Here is an 18044-nt window from a genome sequence, read left to right as displayed (position 1 = left end):
CAGAAGGTCCATGCCACGCTTGAATGAAGCATCGCCGCAACCGATGCCGGAAACCCCGCCGAACCCTGGGCTATTCCGGCACTCGAATCCTTTCCTGACGCTTCACGGAATCGCCGCATGACCTCTCGTCCTTCCTCCGACCAGACCTGGCAGCCCATCGACGGCCGGGTGGCGCTGATCGCGCCAGCCTCGGCCATCGCCACCGACGTGCTGGAGGCGACCCTGCGGCAACTGGAAGTGCACGGCGTGGACTACCATCTCGGCCGCCACGTCGAAGCCCGCTACCGCTACCTCGCCGGGACGGTCGAGCAGCGCCTGGAAGACCTGCACAACGCCTTCGACATGCCGGACATCACCGCGGTCTGGTGCCTGCGCGGCGGCTACGGCTGCGGCCAGTTGCTGCCGGGCCTGGACTGGGGGCGCCTGCAGGCGGCCTCTCCGCGGCCACTGATCGGTTTCTCCGACATCTCGGTGTTGCTCAGCGCTTTCCACCGCCACGGCCTGCCTGCGATCCACGGCCCGGTGGCCACCGGACTCGGTCTGTCGCCGCTGAGCGCCCCCCGCGAGCAGCAGGAGCGGCTAGCCTCTCTGGCCTCGGTCAGCCGCTTGCTGGCCGGAATCGACCATGAACTCCCGGTGCAGCACCTCGGCGGACACAAGCAACGCGTCGAAGGCGCGCTGATCGGCGGCAACCTCACCGCCCTGGCCTGCATGGCCGGCACACTCGGCGGCCTGCACGCCCCGGCGGGGTCGATCCTGGTCCTGGAGGACGTCGGCGAACCCTACTACCGCCTGGAGCGCAGCCTCTGGCAATTGCTCGAAAGCATCGACGCGCGCCAGCTCGGCGCGATCTGCCTGGGCTCGTTCACCGATTGCCCGCGCAAGGAAGTCGCCCACAGCCTGGAGCGGATCTTCGGCGAATACGCCGCCGCCATCGAGGTGCCGCTCTACCACCACCTGCCCAGCGGGCATGGTGCGCAGAACCGAGCCTGGCCTTACGGGAAGACCGCGGTGCTCGAGGGAAACCGGTTGCGCTGGTAGGGACGGGGCGCGCCCTTCTCCGTAAGCGCGAGAGGGGGCGGGAAGTGCCGCTGGAACGGCACAAACCCGTCGGGTATCAGGCCGCGCCGCGCGGCAGCAGCAACCCCAGCGGCAGGCAGACCCGCGCTTCCAGGCCGCCGCCATCGCGGTTGCGCAGTTCGACGCTGCCGCCGTGCTGGGCGGCGATGCGCTTGACGATCGCCAGGCCGAGGCCGGTGCCCTTGCCGCCACGCGCCTTGTCGCCACGGATGAAGGGATTGAAGATGCTGTCCACTTCCGCGGGATCGATGCCCTGGCCGCGATCGAGCACGCTCAGCACCACGTAGGGCGCCGCGCTTTCGCCGGCCACGTAGCTGGCCACCTCCACCGAACCGCCGCCGTGGTTCAGGGCATTGTCGATCAGGTTGCCCAGCAGTCGCTTCATCGACACACGCCGCAACGGCATCGCCGGTACCGGTTGCAAGGCCATGCGCACCTGCTCGCGAGTCTGGTTGAACGGCGCCACGACCTCGCGCACCAGGTCGGTCAGGTCGCCCTCCTCCACCGGCTCGTCGCGGCCGTCGCGGATGAAAGCGAGGAACTGGTCGAGGATCGCGTCCATGTCCTCGATGTCGCGGATCATGTCCTCGACCATCTCCCGTTCGCTCTCCGGCAGCAACTCCAGCGACAGGCGCAGGCGCGTCAGCGGGGTGCGCAGGTCGTGGGAGACACCGGCCAACATCAATTCGCGTTCGCGCCCGCCCTGCTCGATGTCCTCGGCCATCTGGTTGAAGGCGCGATACACCTCGGCCATTTCACTCGGCGTCTCCGGTCCCAGCGGCAGGCGCACGCTGCGCCCCTGGCCGAACTGGCGTGCGGCGACCACCAGGCGCTTGAGCGGCTGGCTGAGCTGGCGGACGAAGATCCAGGCGGCGGCGGTGGAGAGCAGGCCGATGCCGAGGAACCAGCCGAGCACGCTCCAGATCCGTTGGCCACGCAAGGGATGCGGATACAGCGGCACCGCCAGCCAGCCTTCGCCGAGGCTCGGTGCGCGCACCCAGAGCTGCGACGGCTGGTGGATACGCAGGCGGGTCTCGGTATCCGGCCCCAGCTCCATCTGCATCTGCCGCTGGAAGATTTCCGTGTACGGCCAGTGCTGCTCGCCGGGCTGGTCGGCGCTGCTCGGCACCCAGCGCAGGCCGGAAGCCTTGGCGATGGCCGCGCGCGACTCCTCGTCGGCAGCCCAGAACGCGCGGATGGTCAGCGCCGCGCCGTGGCTGTACTGGCGGTCGACGATCACGTCCTCGTTCATCAGCAGGTAGACCAGGGTCAGCGCCTTGGAGAACAGCACGACGATCAGCACCAGCCAAAGGGTGCGGGCGAAGAAGCTTTGCGGGAACCAGAGCGGCGTTTTCATCGATCGGACCGGTTGCGCGCCGGCGGACGGGGCCGACGCCTGTTGCGGGTAAGACGACGCGGCCGGTGCATCGCTGCACCGGCCGCGCGGAGACTCAGGCCTTGCGCGCGTTGCCGTCCGGCACGAACACGTAGCCGACGCCCCAGACCGTCTGGATATAGCGCGGCTTGGACGGATCCGGCTCGATCAGCCGGCGCAGGCGCGAGATCTGCACGTCGATGGAACGCTCCAGGGCATCCCACTCGCGGCCACGGGCGAGGTTCATCAGCTTGTCCCGGGTCAGCGGTTCGCGGGCGTGCTGCACCAGGGCCTTGAGCACGGCGAACTCGCCGGTGGTCAGCATGTGTACCTCGTCGCCCTTCTTCAGTTCGCGGGTGGCGAGGAACAGCTGGTAGTCGCCGAAGGTCACCACCTCGTCGGCACCGGCAGGCGCGCCGGGCACCAGCGGCGCCTGGCGGCGCAGCACGGCCTTGATCCGCGCCAGCAGTTCGCGCGGGTTGAACGGCTTGGCCAGGTAGTCGTCGGCGCCCAGTTCCAGGCCCTGGATGCGGCTGCCCTCGTCGCCCTTGGCGGTGAGCATGATGATCGGCACCTGGTTGTTCTGTTCGCGCAGGCGGCGGCAGGCAGTGAGGCCGTCCTCGCCGGGAAGCATCAGGTCGAGCACAACCAGCTGGAACAGTTCGCGGGATAGAAGGCGATCCATCTGCTCGGTGTTCTCCACCGCGCGGACGCGGTAGCCCTGCTCGTCGAGGAAACGTTCGAGCAGGCGGCGCAGGCGGGCGTCGTCGTCGACGACGAGGATCTTTTCACCTTCGGCCAGGGCGGCAGGGTTCGACATAGAAACTCCCAGAATGAGTCAGGCGGGCATTATCGCCCAGGTAGCGGCTGGGCCGGACTGTCCATTGTTAGCAGATTTTTCCCCGACCAGCCGCCCTCCAAGGCGAAACTTGGCAGGTATAATGCGGCGCTTTTGCGGCGGGGCGTTGTCTACACGGCCCGTTTTCGTTCGTTTTACCAGGTGGATCAATGGACAGCATCAACACCCGTATCGCCGAAGAGCTCTCCGCACTGCCCTCCGGCCGCGTTCAACCGCAGCAAGTCGCCGCTGCCGTCGCCCTGCTCGACGAAGGCTCCACCGTTCCTTTCATCGCCCGTTACCGCAAAGAGGTCACCGGCAGCCTCGACGATACCCAGTTGCGCATGCTGGAAGAGCGCCTGCGCTACCTGCGCGAACTGGAAGAACGCCGCGGCGCGATCCTCGCCAGCATCGAGGAACAGGGCAAGCTGACCCCCGAACTGGCCCGCGACATCAAGCTCGCCGACACCAAGACCCGTCTCGAAGACCTCTACCTGCCTTATAAGCAGAAGCGCCGCACCAAGGGCCAGATCGCCCTGGAAGCCGGCCTCGGCGCGCTGGCCGACGCACTGTTCGACAACCCGACCCTGGTCCCGGAAAGCGAGGCCGCGCGTTTCGTCGACGCCGAGAAAGGCTTCGCCGACGTCAAGGCGGTGCTGGAAGGCGCCAAGTACATCCTCATGGAGCGCTTCGCCGAAGACGCCACGCTGCTCGACAAGCTGCGCGTGTTCATGAAGAACGAAGCGACCCTGACCGCCCGCGTGGTCCCCGGCAAGGAACAGGAAGGCGCCAAGTTCAGCGACTACTTCGAACACGACGAGCCGCTGAAAAGCGCCCCGTCGCACCGCGCCCTGGCGATCTTCCGCGGACGCAACGAAGGCGTCCTCAGCGCCTCGCTGAAGGTCGGCGAGGAAGCGCCGGGCACCCTGCACCCATGCGAGGTCATGATCGCCGAGCGCTTCGGCCTGTCCAACCAGGGCCGCGCCGCCGACAAGTGGCTGGCCGAGGTGGTGCGGTGGACCTGGAAGGTCAAGCTCTATACCCACCTGGAAACCGACCTGTTCGGCGAGCTCCGCGACGGCGCCGAGGACGAGGCGATCAGCGTGTTCGCGCGCAACCTGCACGACCTGCTGCTGGCCGCCCCGGCCGGCCCGCGCGCCACCCTCGGCCTCGACCCGGGCCTGCGCACCGGGGTCAAGGTCGCGGTGGTCGACGCCACCGGCAAGCTGCTGGACACCGCCACCGTCTACCCACATGCGCCGAAGAACCAGTGGGACCAGACCCTCGCCGTGCTCGCCGCGCTGTGCGCCAAGCACCAGGTCGAGCTGATCGCCATCGGCAACGGCACCGCCAGCCGCGAGACCGACAAGCTGGCCGGCGAACTGATCAAGAAGTATCCGGGCATGAAGCTGACCAAGATCATGGTCAGCGAAGCCGGCGCATCGGTGTATTCCGCCTCCGAACTGGCGGCGAAGGAGTTCCCCGAGCTGGACGTGTCCCTGCGCGGCGCCGTATCCATCGCCCGTCGCCTGCAGGACCCGCTGGCGGAGCTGGTGAAGATCGAGCCCAAGTCGATCGGCGTCGGCCAGTACCAGCACGACGTGTCCCAGCTGAAGCTGGCGCGTAGCCTGGACGCGGTGGTCGAGGATTGCGTGAACGCCGTCGGCGTCGACGTCAACACCGCCTCCGCCGCCCTGCTGGCACGCATCTCCGGCCTCAACTCGACGCTGGCGCAGAACATCGTCGCGCACCGCGACGCCAACGGAGCGTTCCGCACCCGCGACGAGCTGAAGAAAGTCAGCCGCCTGGGCGAAAAGACCTTCGAGCAAGCCGCCGGCTTCCTCCGCGTGATGAACGGCGACAACCCGCTGGACGCCTCGGCGGTGCACCCGGAGACCTATCCGCTGGTGCAGCGCATCGCCGCCGACACCGAGCGCGACATCCGCTCGCTGATCGGCGACTCGGCGTTCCTCAAGCGCCTCGACCCGAAGAAGTTCACCGACGAGACCTTCGGCCTGCCGACCGTCACCGACATCCTCAAGGAACTCGACAAGCCCGGCCGCGACCCGCGTCCGGAGTTCAAGACCGCAGAATTCCAGGAAGGCGTCGAGAGCCTCAAGGACCTCAAGCCGGGCATGGTCCTGGAGGGCGTGGTGACCAACGTCACCAACTTCGGCGCGTTCGTCGACATCGGCGTCCACCAGGACGGCCTGGTGCACATCTCGGCGCTGTCCGAGAAGTTCGTCAAGGATCCGTACGAAGTGGTCAAGGCCGGCGACATCGTCAAGGTCAAGGTCATGGAAGTGGACATCCCGCGCAACCGTGTCGGCCTGTCCATGCGCATGAGCGACACCCCCGGCGAGAAGGTCGAAGGCCAGCGCGGCGGGCGTCCCACCGGCAGCGGCCAGCCGCGCCAGGAGCGTGGCGCCCCGCGCGGACAGAGCGCGCCGCCGGCGAACAACGCCATGGCCGCGCTGTTCGCCAACGCCAAGCAACTGAAGAAGAAGTGACGGAGCCGTCCATGAGCGAGATGCCCGCCCGCGAGCAGATGATCAGCGCCTACAGCGAACTGGTCGGCCTGGACCCGGTCAGCCTCGGCGACGGCGTCGCCGAGGTACGCCTGCCGATGGCCGCGCACCTGCGCAACCGCGGCGGGGTCATGCACGGCGGCGCGCTGTTCTCGCTGATGGACGTGACCATGGGGCTGGCCTGCTCCAGTTCCCATGGTTTCGACCGCCAGAGCGTCACCCTGGAATGCAAGATCAACTACATCCGCGCCGTCGCCGACGGCGAGGTGCGCTGCGTCGCCCGCGTCCTCCATGCCGGGCGCCGCAGCCTGGTTGTGGAAGCCGAGGTGCGGCAAGGCGACAAACTGGTCGCGAAAGGACAAGGTACCTTCGCCCAGTTGTAAACCGGCGCGGCCGCCATGCGGCAGAATGGCGCGCAACGGCGATCCCGATCCGTGCCGGGCGCCCGCCTCGACGGCTCCCGCCGAAGTCGCGGCGACCGGCCCCAGGACGAAGCGAAAACGCATTTACGTCCTCCCTCTTGTAGACCGCTCGGTCCACCCTCATATTGGGGCGACCGATCTGGGACGCGATCACAAGGAATCCCGACTTGAGCGATCTTCTCTCCCGCCGCCTGGCTCTGCTCGGCGCCGCAGCCAACCTGCCCCTGCTGACCGAGTGCCTGCATGGCATCGAGCGCGAATGCCTGCGAGTCGATAGCGACGGCAAGCTGGCGCTCACCCCCCACCCCCGGGCCCTGGGTTCGACCCTGACCCATCCGCAGATCACTACCGACTACTCCGAGGCCTTGCTGGAGTTCATCACGCCCACGGAAACCGACGTCGCCGACACTCTGGGCGATCTCGAGCGCATCCACCGCTTCGCCAGTTCGAAACTGGACGGCGAATACCTGTGGAGCCCATCGATGCCCTGCGAGCTGCCGGACGAGGAGAGCATCCCGATCGCCCGCTACGGCAGCTCGATGATCGGCCGCCTGAAGTACGTCTACCGCAAGGGCCTGGCGCTGCGCTACGGCAAGACCATGCAGTGCATCGCCGGCATCCACTACAACTTCTCCCTGCCGGAGAGGCTCTGGCCGCTGCTGCGCCAGGCCGAAGGCAGCGAGCTGTCGGAACGCGACTACCAGTCCGCCGCCTACATCGCCCTGATTCGCAATTTCCGCCGCTACAGCTGGCTGCTGATGTACCTGTTCGGCGCCTCGCCGGCCCTCGACGCCGGCTTCCTGCGTGGCCGCCCGAGCCAGTTGGAGCGCCTCGACGAACACACGCTCTACCTGCCCTACGCCACCAGCCTGCGGATGAGCGACCTGGGCTACCAGAACAACGCCCAGGCCGGCCTGACGCCCTGCTACAACGACCTGCAGAGCTACATCGACAGCCTGCGCCAGGCGGTCAGCACGCCCTACCCGCCCTACGAGAAGGTCGGCACCAAGCAGGATGGCGAATGGGTGCAGCTGAACACCAACATCCTGCAGATCGAGAACGAGTACTACTCGAGCATCCGGCCAAAGCGCGTCACCTACACCGGCGAGCGTCCGGTGCAGGCCCTGGCCGCTCGCGGCGTGCAGTACGTGGAAGTGCGCTGCCTGGACATCAACCCGTTCCTGCCGCTGGGCATCGACCTGGACGAGGCGCGCTTCCTCGACGCCTTCCTGCTGTTCTGCGCGTTCAGCGACAGCCCGCTGCTGAATGGCGAGTGCAGCGACGCCACCGACAACTTCCTCGCCGTGGTCAAGGAAGGCAGGCGGCCGGGCCTGCAATTGCAACGTCGCGGCCAGCCGGTGGAATTGAAGGTCTGGGCGAACGAGCTGCTCGAACGAATCGCCGACACCGCGGCGCTGCTCGACCGCGCACGCGGCGGCGAAGCCCACGCGGCGGCGCTGGCAGCGCAGCGGGCGAAGGTGGCCGATGCCGAACTGACGCCTTCGGCGCAGGTGCTGAAGGTCATGCGCGAGCGCGGCGAGAGCTTCGAAGCGTTCTCCCTGCGCCAGAGCCGCGAACACGCGGAGTATTTCCGCCAGCATCCGCTGGCCGCCGAAGAGCAGGCACGCTTCGAGAAGATGGCCAGCGACTCCCTGGCCGAACAGACGGAGCTGGAACGCGACCAGGATGGCGACTTCGATACCTTCGTCGCCGCCTACCAGGCGAGCATCCTCGGCCTGATCAGCAACTGAGCGAAGCCGGCGCGCCCCTGCGCCCAGGGACGCGCCGGCGGATCACAGGCTCTTCTCGAATACCTGCGAATTGCGCTGGAAGTTGTACAGCGAGGCCCGCGCCGCCGGTAGCCGTTCGACGCTGCTGGGCTGGAAGCCGCGCTCGCGGAACCAGTGCGCGGTCCGCGTGGTGAGCACGAACAGGGTCTTCAGGCCGAGTCCGCGCGCGCGCTCCTCGATCCGCTCCAACAGTTCGTCGCCACGCCCGCCGTGGCGGTACTCCGGGTTGACCGCCAGACAGGCCAGCTCGCCCGCCTCGGAATCGGCGATCGGGTAGAGCGCGGCGCAGGCGATGATCAGCCCTTCGCGCTCGACGATGCTGAACTGTTCAATCTCGCGTTCCAGCACCTCGCGGGAACGGCGTACCAGGATGCCCTGCTCTTCCAGCGGGCGGATCAGCTCGATCAGCCCGCCAACGTCCTCAATGCCCGCCTCGCGCAACTGTTCGAACTGCTCCTGGGCGACCAGGGTGCCGTTGCCGGTGCGGGTGAACAGCTCGCTGAGCAGCGCGCCGTCCTCGGTGTAGCTGACGATATGGCTGCGCTTGACCCCGGCCCGGCAGGCCTGCGCCGCGGCGTCCAGCAGCTCGGCCTGGTAGCTGTTGCCCAGCCGTTGCAGGTGCGCGGGCACCTGCTGCGGGCGCAGTTCGCGGACCAGCTTGCCGGATGCGTCCAGCAGGCCCTGTTCGGCGCCGTAGAGAATCAGCTTTTCCGCTTCTAGGTCGATGGCGGCGCGCATGGCCACGTCTTCGCAGGCCAGGTTGAAGATTTCCCCGGTCGGCGAGTAGCCCAGCGGCGAGAGCAGGACGATGCTGCGCTCGTCGAGAAGGCGGCCAATGCCCTTGCGGTCGATGCGACGGACCTCGCCGGTATGGTGGTAGTCGACACCCTCGACCACGCCGATCGGCCGCGCGGTGACCAGGTTGCCGCCAGCGACCCGCAGGCGCGCGCCCTGCATCGGCGAGGCGGCCATGTCCATCGACAGCCGCGCCTCGATGGCGATGCGCAGACTACCCACGGCGTCGATGACGCACTCCAGGGTCGGTGCATCGGTCACTCGCAGGTCGCGGTGATAGCGCGGAGCCAGGCCGCGCGCGGCCAGGCGCGCCTCGATCTGCGGACGCGAACCGTGCACCAGCACCAGGCGCGCACCGAGGCTGTGGAGAAGGACCAGGTCGTGGACGATATTGCCGAAATTGGGATGCTCCACCCCTTCGCCGGGGAGCATGACCACGAAGGTGCGGTCCCGGTGCGAGTTGATGTAGGGCGAAGCGTGACGTAACCAGTTGACGTAGTCGGGCATGGTGGGGAAAGCCTGTCATTTCGTGAGCGAGAGCAAAGCGTGAGCGGCCGGGACGGCCCGAAGGGCGCCGTTATCGTCGTCGCAGCAACATCGACAGGCTTCTCCTCACTTTCTGGTTAACGAGACGGATGGATCATGCGCGAGTTTAAACCCTCGGCGGCCCCCCGGCCGCGGGATTCGACCATGGTACGGGGCCTGGGGCCGGAACGAACCGTTTTACCACTATTTTTGAAAAAAACTATCCGAAAACCCCGGTTAACTCGCACAGCGCTTTTTCGCTAGGCTGCCTCGTTCGCCGTGCCGTCCGGCGCGCAACCACGCGAACGAGGAAAATCCATGAGCGAATACTTCCATCACGTCCTGATCGGACTGCTCGCCGTGCTTCCGGTGGCCAACCCGCTGACCAGCGTCTCGCTACTGCTCGGCCTCGGCGGCAGCCTGCCGCCGGCGGAGCGCAACCGGCAGATATTCAAGGCCAGCCTCTACGTGGCGCTGATCATGCTGGTCAGCTTCTACGGCGGCAGCCTGGTGATGCAGGTGTTCGGCATCTCCATTCCCGGCCTGCGCATCGCCGGCGGGCTGATCGTCGCCTATATCGGTTTCACCATGCTGTTCCCCGCCACCACGCCGGACGAAACCGAAGTCCAGCACGACCTGCTGTCGGACGAGGAAAAGATCACCCCGCACTTCCGCGACCTGTCCTTCGTTCCGCTGGCCCTGCCGGGTACCGCGGGGCCGGGGACCATCGCCCTGGTGGTCAGCTCGGCGTCGACGCTGCAATCCACCTACGGAAGCATTCCGCTGTTCATCCACCTCGCGGCGATCACCGTCACCCTGCTCACCGCGCTGATCTTCTGGATCGCCCTGCAAAGCTCCGGGCGCATCATGAAGTTCCTCGGCGAATCCGGGATCGACGCCATCTCGCGAGTGGTCGGCTTCCTGCTGGTGGCGATGGGCGTGCAGTTCGTCATCAACGGCGGCTTCGAGCTGGTCGCCGGCCACGCCGCGCTTCAGTCGGCGGCGGGCGTCAGGCAGTAATGCTGGATCAGCCGGCGCAGCACGCCGACCATCGGTTCGATACGCGCCAGTTCGAGGTGCTCGTCGGGCTGGTGGGCACAGGCGATGTCGCCGGCACCGAGGACCAGGGTCTCGCTGCCCAGGCGCTGGAAGTACGGCGCCTCGGTACCGAACGCCACGGCCTCGGCGCGATGCCCGGTCAGGCGTTCGGCGACGCGTACCAGTTCGCTGTCCTGCGCCTGTTCGAACGGCGGCACGGCAGGGAACAGCGGCTGGTAGTCGATGCTCACCTGGTGCCGTTCGGCCAGCGGCCGCAGGCGCTGGCGGATCGCCTCGCGCAACTGCTCAGGCTGCATGCCGGGTAGCGGGCGCAGGTCGAATTCCAGCGAACACTGGCCGCAGATGCGGTTGGGATTGTCGCCGCCGTGGATGCAACCGAAGTTCAGGGTCGGCTGGGGCACGCTGAACTGCGGGTTGTTCCAGGCCCGCTGCCATTCCCCGCGCAGCGCCATCAGCTCGCCGATGGTCGCGTGCATGGCCTCCAGGGCGCTACGGCCGAGGTTCGGATCGGACGAATGGCCGCTCTGCCCGAGAATCTCGATGCGCTCCATCATCACCCCCTTGTGCAGGCGGATCGGCCGCAGGTTGGTCGGCTCGCCGATCACCGTGGCGCGACCCAGCGGTCGCCCGCTTTCGGCGAGGGCACGGGCGCCGGCCATCGAGCTTTCCTCGTCGCAGGTGGCGAGGATCATCAGCGGCTGGCGGAACGGCTGGTCGAGCAGCGGCAGCAAGGCCTCGATGGCCAGCGGGAAGAAGCCCTTCATGTCGCAACTGCCGAGGCCGTACCAGCGGCCGTCGCGCTCGTCCAGGCGCAGCGGATCGCTGCTCCACAGCGCTTCGTCGTAGGGCACGGTATCGGTGTGGCCGGCCAGCACCAGCCCGCCGGGACCGCTGCCGTAGCTGGCCAGCAGGTTGAACTTGCCCGGCGAGACTTCCCGGATCTCGCAGCGGAAGCCTAGATCGCCCAGCCAGGAGGCCAGCAGGTCGACCACCGGGCGGTTGGTCTGGTCCAGCTCGGGCTGGGTGCAACTGACGGAAGACGCGGCGATCAGCGCGCCGAACTGGTCTTTCAGAGACGGCAACGGCATGGGACTCTCCACACGGATCGAGCCCCATCATGGCCTATCGCGGCAGTGGATAAAACCGTCCGTTCCGGTTCCGCCTGCGCCAGCCGACGAAGATCGCGCTCAGGCGCCGAACAGCGCGCGCAGGACCAGGAAGAACAGGATCGCCAGCACCGCGCCGGCCGGCAGGGTCACTACCCAGGACAGGAAGATCGAGCCGATCACCCGCAGGTTGAGCGCGCCGATGCCGCGCGCCATGCCGATGCCGAGCACCGCGCCGACCAGGGTATGGGTGGTGGATACCGGCAGGCCGATGGCCGAGGCGCCAACCACCGTGGAGGCGGTCGCCAGCTCGGCGGCGAAGCCGCGGCTGGGGGTCAGCTCGGTGATCTCCCGGCCGATGGTGGCGATCACCCGGTAGCCATAGGTAGCCAGGCCGATGACGATGCCCACCGCGCCCAGCAGCAGTACCCAGGACGGCACCGGCGAACGGCTCACCAGATCCAGGTCGCCGCCGGCCTGGACCACCGCGACGACCGCCGCCACCGGGCCGATGGCGTTGGCCACGTCGTTGGCACCATGGGCGAAAGCCATGGAGCAGGCGGTGAAGATCATCAGCACCGCGAAGACCCGCTCGACGCTGGCGAAGCCGCCACGCGGATCGGCTCCGCCAGTGGGTCGGATACGCAACAGCAGGACGATACCCAGGCCCATCACCAGGCCGCCGGCGAGCAACGCCAGACCCAGCGTCTGGAGGCCGGAAAGCTCCAGGCCGACATGCTTCAGGCCCTTGCCGACGGTCATCAGCGCGACCATGAAGCCCGCCAGGAACATGTACAGCGGCACGTAGCGGCGCGCGCTGCGGAACGGGTCCTCGGCATGCAGTACCAGCCACTGCACGCTCCTGAACAGGGCGAAGGCGAGCAGCCCGGACAGCACCGGCGTCACCACCCAACTGGCGACGATCGGGCCGATCGCGCTCCAGTGCACCGCGTGCACCGAGACACCGACCGAGGCGAAGCCGATGATCGCGCCGACGATGGAGTGGGTGGTCGACACCGGCCAGCCCTTGATCGTCGCCAGCAACAGCCAGACCCCGGCGGCCAGCAAGGCCGAGAGCATGCCGAAGACCAGCAGGTCGGGGGTCATGTACTGCGGATCGACGATGCCGCTCCTGATCGTTTCGGTGACCTCGCCGCCGGCGAAGTAGGCACCGCAGAACTCGAAGACCATCGCCACCAGGATCGCCTGGCGGATGGTCAGCGCCCGTGAGCCCACCGAGGTGCCCATGGCGTTGGCGACGTCGTTGGCGCCGACGCCCCAGGCCATGAAGAAACCGAACAGGCAGGCGAGTACAAGGAAGGCGAAGCCGTGGTCGGCGATCAAGGACATGGGCGGGGATCCGTATGCGGGCAGAAGGCGGAAAGAAACCTGGCGCTCAACGCGCCAGCAATTGCTCCAGGCGGTTGCCGACCCGCTGGGCGCGGTCGGCGACATCGCCGATCCATTCGATGATCTGGTAGAGGAACATCACGTCCACCGGCGGCAGCTCGCTTTCCAGACGGAACAGCTCGCGGCGTACCTCGACCTGGATGCGGTCGGTATCGTTCTCGATCGCCTCGAGTTCCTCCACCATGCTCTCCACCAGACTGGTCTCGCGCCCGCCGAAGCCGGTCTCGAGCAGTTCGTTGAGTTCGTTGACCACCCGCAACGCCTGGGCGCTGGCGTCCACCGAGCGCTGCACGTAGGCGAGCATCTGGCCCTGCAGCGGCAGCGGGATGCGCATGCGCCGGCCCAGCATCAGCCCGGCGATGTCCTTGGCGCGATTGGCGACTTTGTCCTGTACACTGAGCAGCTCCAACAGATCGGAGCGCGGCACCGGAAGGAACAGGCTCTTGGGCAGGTGCATCCGGACGTTCTTCTTCAGCCGATCGGCTTCCTGCTCCAGTCGCACCATGTCCTGCTGAACCTGTTCGACCTGCGCCCAGTCCTCGGCGATCACCGCGCGGAAGAACGGCAACAGGCCGGCCGCGCATTCGTGGGCCTTGGCGATGTGCTGCTGCATCGGCCCGATCGGCGAACGGCCGAACAGGCTGATGAACGGATTGGTCGGCATGGAACGCCTCCCTGGTGGAAATGCCGAAAAGTATAGGCCACCCACCCCGCGCGCCTTTGATCTGGAACACCTTCACCCGCGGACGCCTGGCGTCCCGAGCCGGACATCGCCCCATGCAGAAAGAAACCGAAATCAAACTCCGCGTCAGCCGCGCCACCCTGGAAGCCTTGCAGGAGCACCCGTTGCTGAAGAAACGCAACAAATCGGGCTGGGAGCGCCGCGAACTGTACAACCAGTACTACGACACCCCCGGCCGCGAGCTGGCCCGGGCCAAGGTCGCGCTGCGCATGCGCCGCGACGGCGAGCAGTACATCCAGACGCTGAAGAGCCGCGGGCAGAGCGTGGCCGGGTTGTCCGAACGCAACGAGTGGGACTGGTACCTGGAAAAGAACAAGCTCGACCTAAAGAAACTCGACGACAAGTGCTGGCCGGCGGCCCTCAAGGACCTCGACAAGAAGCAGCTCAAGCCGATCTTCAGCACCGACTTCGTCCGCCAGCGCGCCGAGATCGCCTGGGGCCGCGGCAAGGCCAGGGTAGTCGTGGAGGCGGCGCTCGACCTGGGCAAGGTGGTCGCCGGCGACAACCAGGAGGAAATCTGCGAACTGGAGCTGGAACTGCGCCAGGGCGATGCCGCCGCGCTGCTCGAGCTGGCCGCGGAACTGGCCGCCGACCTGCCGCTGATGCCCTGCGACATCAGCAAGGCCGAGCGCGGCTACCGCCTGTTCGACCCGAACAGCTACGAGGTCGATCCCCCGGCCCAGAAACTGCTGGCGGAAACCCCGCTGGACGGTGCCTTCGCCGCCATCGCCTGGTACCTGCTCGGCAGCAGCCAGCGACTGGCCGAACAGTATCGTTTCAACGGCCACTGGCGCCTGCTGGAGGACTGGCTGCAACACCTGCAGGACCTGCGTACCCTGCTCGGCAGCCTCGGCCAGGCGGTGCCACGCGCCAGCAGTCGCGAGCTGCGCGAAGCGCTGGACGCTCTCCTCGCCGACTGGGCGCCGCGCATCGAGCGCGGCCGTGACGACGAGACGCTACGCCAGCAGGCGCCGCAACTGTTCCGCGGCGAACTCGACGAGACCCGCTGGGGTCTGTTCTCCCTGAATGCCTCGCGCTGGCTGCTGGCCAAGGCCTGGACCGAGTCGCGCAACGAGCGCGGCAACCGCCAGGGCGCCGCCGCGCTGGGCAAATGGCTGCTGCGCAGCCTTGCCGAAGAAGCCCAGGCCACGCCGCTGGCGCGCGCCCACCAGCATCCCGAGCTGCTCCCCGACCAAGCGCCGCGCCTGCAGCGCATGCTTACCTGGTTGCGCCTGGCGCGCGGCGTGCTCGACCTGCCGGAAGCCGACCGCCTCTACGGCGAACTGGCCAAGTTGCTGGAGCTGCTGCGGCAACCTGTCGATGTCGAGCGCCTGGCTGCCCGCGCCACGCAGGCCCATACTGTGCTGACGCTCAAACCCTGGAAGGCGCTGATGAAATAAGCTTCGCCGCTACCGCCATCATCCGAAGGGAGTCTGCATGTCCGTGTTCGCCACCGCCGCCCAGGACCGCCTGCTGGACCTCGGCGACCTGCTCCGCGAGCTGGTCGCCCAGGGCCGGGTCGGGCAGGAGCAGGCCGAACAGTGCCTGGCGATCCGCCGCAGCGCGGTGCGCAACCAGCAGCATCCGCTGGAGTTCCTCGCCGCGCAGCAGGTCGAGGATCTCAAGCGCCCCGGACGCAAGCTCGACCTGGAGACCCTCACCCAGTGGCTGGCCGAGTACGCCGGCCAGCCCTACCTGCGCATCGACCCGCTGAAGATCGACGTCGCCGCGGTGACTCCGCTGATGTCCTACGCCTTCGCCCAGCGCCATGGCATCCTCGCCGTCGCGCTGAGTCCGGAGGAAGTCACCATCGCCAGCGCCCAGCCCTTCGTACAGGGCTGGGAAAGCAACCTGGTGCATGTGCTCAAGCGACCGATCAAGCGGGTGGTGGCGAACCCGGCGGACATCCAGCGCTACACCGTCGAGTTCTTCCGCCTGGCCCGCTCGGTCAGCGGCGCCACCTCGCCGGACCAGAAGATCAGCGGCGTCGGCAACTTCGAACAGTTGCTCAACCTCGGCGCCGCCGACCAGGAGCCGGACGCCAACGACGCGCACATCGTCACCATCGTCGACTGGCTGTTCCAGTACGCCTTCCAGCAGCGCGCCAGCGACATCCACATCGAGCCGCGCCGCGAGCAGGGCACCGTGCGCTTCCGTATCGACGGCGTGCTGCACAACGTCTACCAGTTCCCGCCGCAGGTGACCATGGCGGTGGTCAGCCGCCTGAAGTCACTGGGACGGATGAACGTGGCGGAGAAACGCAAGCCGCAGGACGGCCGGGTCAAGACCAAGACCCCGGACGGCGCCGAGGTGGAGCTGCGCCTGTCGACCCTGCCCACCGCCTTCGGCGAGAAGATGGTGATGCGCATCTTCGACCCCGAGGTGCTGCTCAAGAGCTTCGACCAGCTCGGCTTCTCCGCCGACGACCTGCGCCGCTGGCAGAGCATGACCAGCCAGCCCAACGGCATCATCCTGGTCACCGGCCCCACCGGCTCGGGCAAGACCACCACGCTCTACACCACGCTCAAGCAACTGGCCACCGATGAGGTGAACGTCTGCACCATCGAGGACCCGATCGAGATGATCGAGCCCTCGTTCAACCAGATGCAGGTCCAGCACAACATCGACCTGACCTTCGCCAGCGGCGTACGCGCCCTGCTGCGGCAGGACCCGGACATCATCATGGTCGGCGAGATCCGCGACCTGGAGACCGCCGAGATGGCGATCCAGGCGGCGCTCACCGGGCACCTGGTGCTCTCCACCCTGCACACCAACGACTCCCCCACGGCGATCACCCGCCTGCTCGAACTGGGCGTACCCTACTACCTGATCCGCGCCACGGTGCTAGGGGTCATGGCCCAGCGCCTGGTGCGCACGCTCTGCCCGCACTGCAAGGCGCCGATGCAACTGGCGGACAGCGACTGGCACGAACTGACCCGCCCCTGGAGCGCCCCGCCGCCCAGCGGCGCGCACCAGGCCGTGGGTTGCCTGGAGTGCCGCGACACCGGCTATCGCGGGCGCGCCGGCGTCTATGAAATCATGCTGCTCAGCGATAGCCTGAAAGAACTGATCACCGCCGACACCGACCTGGTCGCCCTGCGCCGCCAGGCGTACAAGGAAGGCACCCGCAGCCTGCGCCTGTCCGGCGCGCAGAAGGTCGCCGCAGGTATCAGTACGCTGGAGGAAGTACTGCGGGTGACCCCGCAGAGCGAACAGAAGTAGCGGCACATCCCGTCGGCGGAGTTCCGACGGTTGCACGGCACAACGCCGGACGGGCCTGCCAGGCCCACAGACAAGGATGTAGACGATGACGAGCGTTCCCCCCGCCGTCCCCGCGCCGACGCTCCCCAGCCGCGGCGCACCGCACCTGCGGCGAGCCGCGAGCGGCGTCCCTGGCTCGATGTGGCTCGGCCGGCCGCCGAGCCGGCGCTGAGGGCCGGCCGATGGAAATCCTGCTGCTACGCCTGGACTTCTGGGACTGGCTGGCCTTCGGTACCGTCCTCCTGCTCCTGGAAATCTTCGGTGCCGGCGGCTATCTGCTGCGGGTCGGCCTCACCGCCGCTTGTGTCGGTGCGCTCGGCGCGCTCCTGCCGGGACTGGCCTGGCCTTGGCAGGTAGGGCTGTTCGTCCTGCTCTCCGGGCTGGTCGCCGCCTTGCATCGACGCCGTCGCCGCAAGGCCGGTAGCGTCGAGGAAACGCCAGGGTTGCAGCGACGCGGCGACGACCTGTTCGGCCGCACCTTTCCCTTGCACCGGGCGATCGTCGGCGGGCTCGGCGAGCTGCGCGTCGAGGACGCGTCGTGGCTGGTCAGCGGTCCCGACCTGCCGCGCGGCGCCCTGGTCCGGGTCACCGGCCAGGACGGCGCCCTGCTGCACGTCGAGCCTGCTGCGCCTTGAATCGCTGTAGCTCCCGGCCGGCGGGGGCTGTACGGCAGCGGAAAAAGCGACCGGACGGTCATCCCCACTGGAACTCCGGGACGGCAAACGCGATCTGATGTAACACGCAGCCCCCTATCAGGAGTTCCCCCATGCGTTCCGTCAAACTCGCCGCCGCCACCCTGGTCATCGCCGCCCTGCCGCTGGGCTCGGCCATGGCCGATACCTTCTGGCGCAACATCATTTCCTCGGGTGCCACCACGGCCTCCACCTACCTGACCTTCCGCCACGACCACAAGCTGATCGTCGCCGCGCAGGACGACGCCGGCAGCTACATCGCCAGCGACGGCGCGATCCGCGGGCCGTACCTGGAAGCCGCCCTGCAAAAGCTGCGCAACGACAACCCGGACCTGCAGGCCAGCGACATGGAACTGGCCAGCGCGATCCTCGCCGGCGGCGAGCAGTCCGCCGTCCAGCAGTAGGCCACGGCGACCTCGCC

General features: G+C 67.7%; 15 protein-coding genes. 9 read left to right on the top strand and 6 right to left on the bottom strand.

The window, feature by feature from the left end:
* Positions 1-117: 117 nt before the first annotated feature.
* Positions 118-1041: an LD-carboxypeptidase gene (locus tag FHW81_RS08880; protein WP_003100070.1), complete on the top strand. Its 924-nt coding sequence runs from the start codon at positions 118-120 to the stop codon at positions 1039-1041.
* Between the two features lie 76 nt (positions 1042-1117).
* Here FHW81_RS08880 and amgS read toward each other — a convergent pair whose 3' ends face one another.
* Together amgS and amgR are read right to left on the bottom strand one after the other, a co-directional pair.
* Positions 1118-2437 (bottom strand): two-component system sensor histidine kinase AmgS, encoded by a 1320-nt coding sequence (gene amgS / locus FHW81_RS08875; RefSeq protein WP_003096258.1) that lies wholly within the window; start codon positions 2435-2437, stop codon positions 1118-1120.
* A 94-nt stretch (positions 2438-2531) separates the two neighbouring features.
* Positions 2532-3275, bottom strand: coding sequence for a two-component system response regulator AmgR (gene amgR / locus FHW81_RS08870; RefSeq protein WP_003096259.1), 744 nt, complete (start codon positions 3273-3275; stop codon positions 2532-2534).
* A 188-nt stretch (positions 3276-3463) separates the two neighbouring features.
* Between amgR and FHW81_RS08865 the strand changes: the two genes are divergently transcribed.
* The 3 genes from FHW81_RS08865 (at position 3464) to gshA (ending at position 7994) form a co-directional block, all read left to right on the top strand.
* Complete coding sequence (locus FHW81_RS08865; RefSeq protein ID WP_003163050.1) at positions 3464-5803, top strand: Tex family protein; 2340 nt, start codon at positions 3464-3466, stop codon at positions 5801-5803.
* A 38-nt stretch (positions 5804-5841) separates the two neighbouring features.
* The gene (locus FHW81_RS08860) at positions 5842-6204 is read left to right on the top strand and encodes a PaaI family thioesterase (protein ID WP_042115369.1); all 363 of its coding nucleotides are present in this window, start codon (positions 5842-5844) and stop codon (positions 6202-6204) included.
* A 206-nt stretch (positions 6205-6410) separates the two neighbouring features.
* Positions 6411-7994: a glutamate--cysteine ligase gene (gshA, locus tag FHW81_RS08855; protein ID WP_003120398.1), complete on the top strand. Its 1584-nt coding sequence runs from the start codon at positions 6411-6413 to the stop codon at positions 7992-7994.
* A 42-nt stretch (positions 7995-8036) separates the two neighbouring features.
* Here the strand turns inward: gshA and argA are convergent, their stop codons facing one another.
* Complete coding sequence (argA, locus tag FHW81_RS08850) at positions 8037-9335, bottom strand: amino-acid N-acetyltransferase (protein ID WP_003096265.1); 1299 nt, start codon at positions 9333-9335, stop codon at positions 8037-8039.
* 336 nt (positions 9336-9671) lie between these two features.
* Between argA and FHW81_RS08845 the strand changes: the two genes are divergently transcribed.
* Positions 9672-10373 (top strand): MarC family NAAT transporter, encoded by a 702-nt coding sequence (locus FHW81_RS08845; protein WP_003114055.1) that lies wholly within the window; start codon positions 9672-9674, stop codon positions 10371-10373.
* Here FHW81_RS08845 and argE read toward each other — a convergent pair.
* The 3 genes from argE to FHW81_RS08830 all read right to left on the bottom strand — a co-directional run bounded on the left by argE (position 10346) and on the right by FHW81_RS08830 (position 13592).
* On the bottom strand, positions 10346-11500 hold the full coding sequence (gene argE, locus FHW81_RS08840; RefSeq protein WP_003100077.1) for an acetylornithine deacetylase: 1155 nt from the start codon (positions 11498-11500) through the stop codon (positions 10346-10348). The genes FHW81_RS08845 and argE overlap by 28 nt on opposite strands.
* Before the next feature lie 99 nt (positions 11501-11599).
* Positions 11600-12868, bottom strand: a complete 1269-nt coding sequence (locus tag FHW81_RS08835) for an inorganic phosphate transporter (RefSeq protein WP_023117945.1) — start codon at positions 12866-12868, stop codon at positions 11600-11602.
* A gap of 46 nt (positions 12869-12914) precedes the next feature.
* Entirely contained in the window at positions 12915-13592 is a 678-nt protein-coding gene (locus FHW81_RS08830; protein ID WP_003096272.1) for a TIGR00153 family protein, read from the bottom strand.
* A 113-nt stretch (positions 13593-13705) separates the two neighbouring features.
* On the opposite strand from FHW81_RS08830, the gene FHW81_RS08825 reads away from it, so the two are divergent.
* The 4 genes from FHW81_RS08825 (at position 13706) to FHW81_RS08810 (ending at position 18027) form a co-directional block, all read left to right on the top strand.
* Positions 13706-15070 (top strand): inorganic triphosphatase, encoded by a 1365-nt coding sequence (locus FHW81_RS08825; protein WP_003120394.1) that lies wholly within the window; start codon positions 13706-13708, stop codon positions 15068-15070.
* A gap of 37 nt (positions 15071-15107) precedes the next feature.
* Positions 15108-16892 carry a GspE/PulE family protein gene (locus FHW81_RS08820; RefSeq protein WP_003096276.1) on the top strand — a complete coding sequence of 595 codons (1785 nt, stop codon included), beginning with the start codon at positions 15108-15110 and terminating at the stop codon, positions 16890-16892.
* A 221-nt stretch (positions 16893-17113) separates the two neighbouring features.
* Complete coding sequence (locus tag FHW81_RS08815; RefSeq protein WP_003107402.1) at positions 17114-17566, top strand: NfeD family protein; 453 nt, start codon at positions 17114-17116, stop codon at positions 17564-17566.
* Between the two features lie 131 nt (positions 17567-17697).
* Positions 17698-18027, top strand: a complete 330-nt coding sequence (locus FHW81_RS08810) for a DUF2388 domain-containing protein (protein ID WP_003096280.1) — start codon at positions 17698-17700, stop codon at positions 18025-18027.
* Positions 18028-18044 lie beyond the last annotated feature (17 nt).

The organism is Pseudomonas sp. RC10-4-2 (assembly GCF_050433085.1).
Taxonomy (GTDB): domain Bacteria; phylum Pseudomonadota; class Gammaproteobacteria; order Pseudomonadales; family Pseudomonadaceae; genus Pseudomonas; species Pseudomonas aeruginosa.
The sequence above is the reverse complement of the archived record's forward strand: the minus strand, read 5'-3'. Positions and strand labels throughout refer to the sequence as shown.

Coding starts and splice junctions, on each gene's coding strand:
- FHW81_RS08880 (WP_003100070.1), top strand. CDS start 118: ATGACCTCTCGTCCTTCCTCCGACCAGACCTGGCAGCCCATCGACGGC.
- amgS (WP_003096258.1), bottom strand. CDS start 2,437: ATGAAAACGCCGCTCTGGTTCCCGCAAAGCTTCTTCGCCCGCACCCTT.
- amgR (WP_003096259.1), bottom strand. CDS start 3,275: ATGTCGAACCCTGCCGCCCTGGCCGAAGGTGAAAAGATCCTCGTCGTC.
- FHW81_RS08865 (WP_003163050.1), top strand. CDS start 3,464: ATGGACAGCATCAACACCCGTATCGCCGAAGAGCTCTCCGCACTGCCC.
- FHW81_RS08860 (WP_042115369.1), top strand. CDS start 5,842: ATGATCAGCGCCTACAGCGAACTGGTCGGCCTGGACCCGGTCAGCCTC.
- argA (WP_003096265.1), bottom strand. CDS start 9,335: ATGCCCGACTACGTCAACTGGTTACGTCACGCTTCGCCCTACATCAAC.
- FHW81_RS08845 (WP_003114055.1), top strand. CDS start 9,672: ATGAGCGAATACTTCCATCACGTCCTGATCGGACTGCTCGCCGTGCTT.
- argE (WP_003100077.1), bottom strand. CDS start 11,500: ATGCCGTTGCCGTCTCTGAAAGACCAGTTCGGCGCGCTGATCGCCGCG.
- FHW81_RS08835 (WP_023117945.1), bottom strand. CDS start 12,868: ATGTCCTTGATCGCCGACCACGGCTTCGCCTTCCTTGTACTCGCCTGC.
- FHW81_RS08830 (WP_003096272.1), bottom strand. CDS start 13,592: ATGCCGACCAATCCGTTCATCAGCCTGTTCGGCCGTTCGCCGATCGGG.
- FHW81_RS08825 (WP_003120394.1), top strand. CDS start 13,706: ATGCAGAAAGAAACCGAAATCAAACTCCGCGTCAGCCGCGCCACCCTG.
- FHW81_RS08820 (WP_003096276.1), top strand. CDS start 15,108: ATGTCCGTGTTCGCCACCGCCGCCCAGGACCGCCTGCTGGACCTCGGC.
- FHW81_RS08815 (WP_003107402.1), top strand. CDS start 17,114: ATGGAAATCCTGCTGCTACGCCTGGACTTCTGGGACTGGCTGGCCTTC.
- FHW81_RS08810 (WP_003096280.1), top strand. CDS start 17,698: ATGCGTTCCGTCAAACTCGCCGCCGCCACCCTGGTCATCGCCGCCCTG.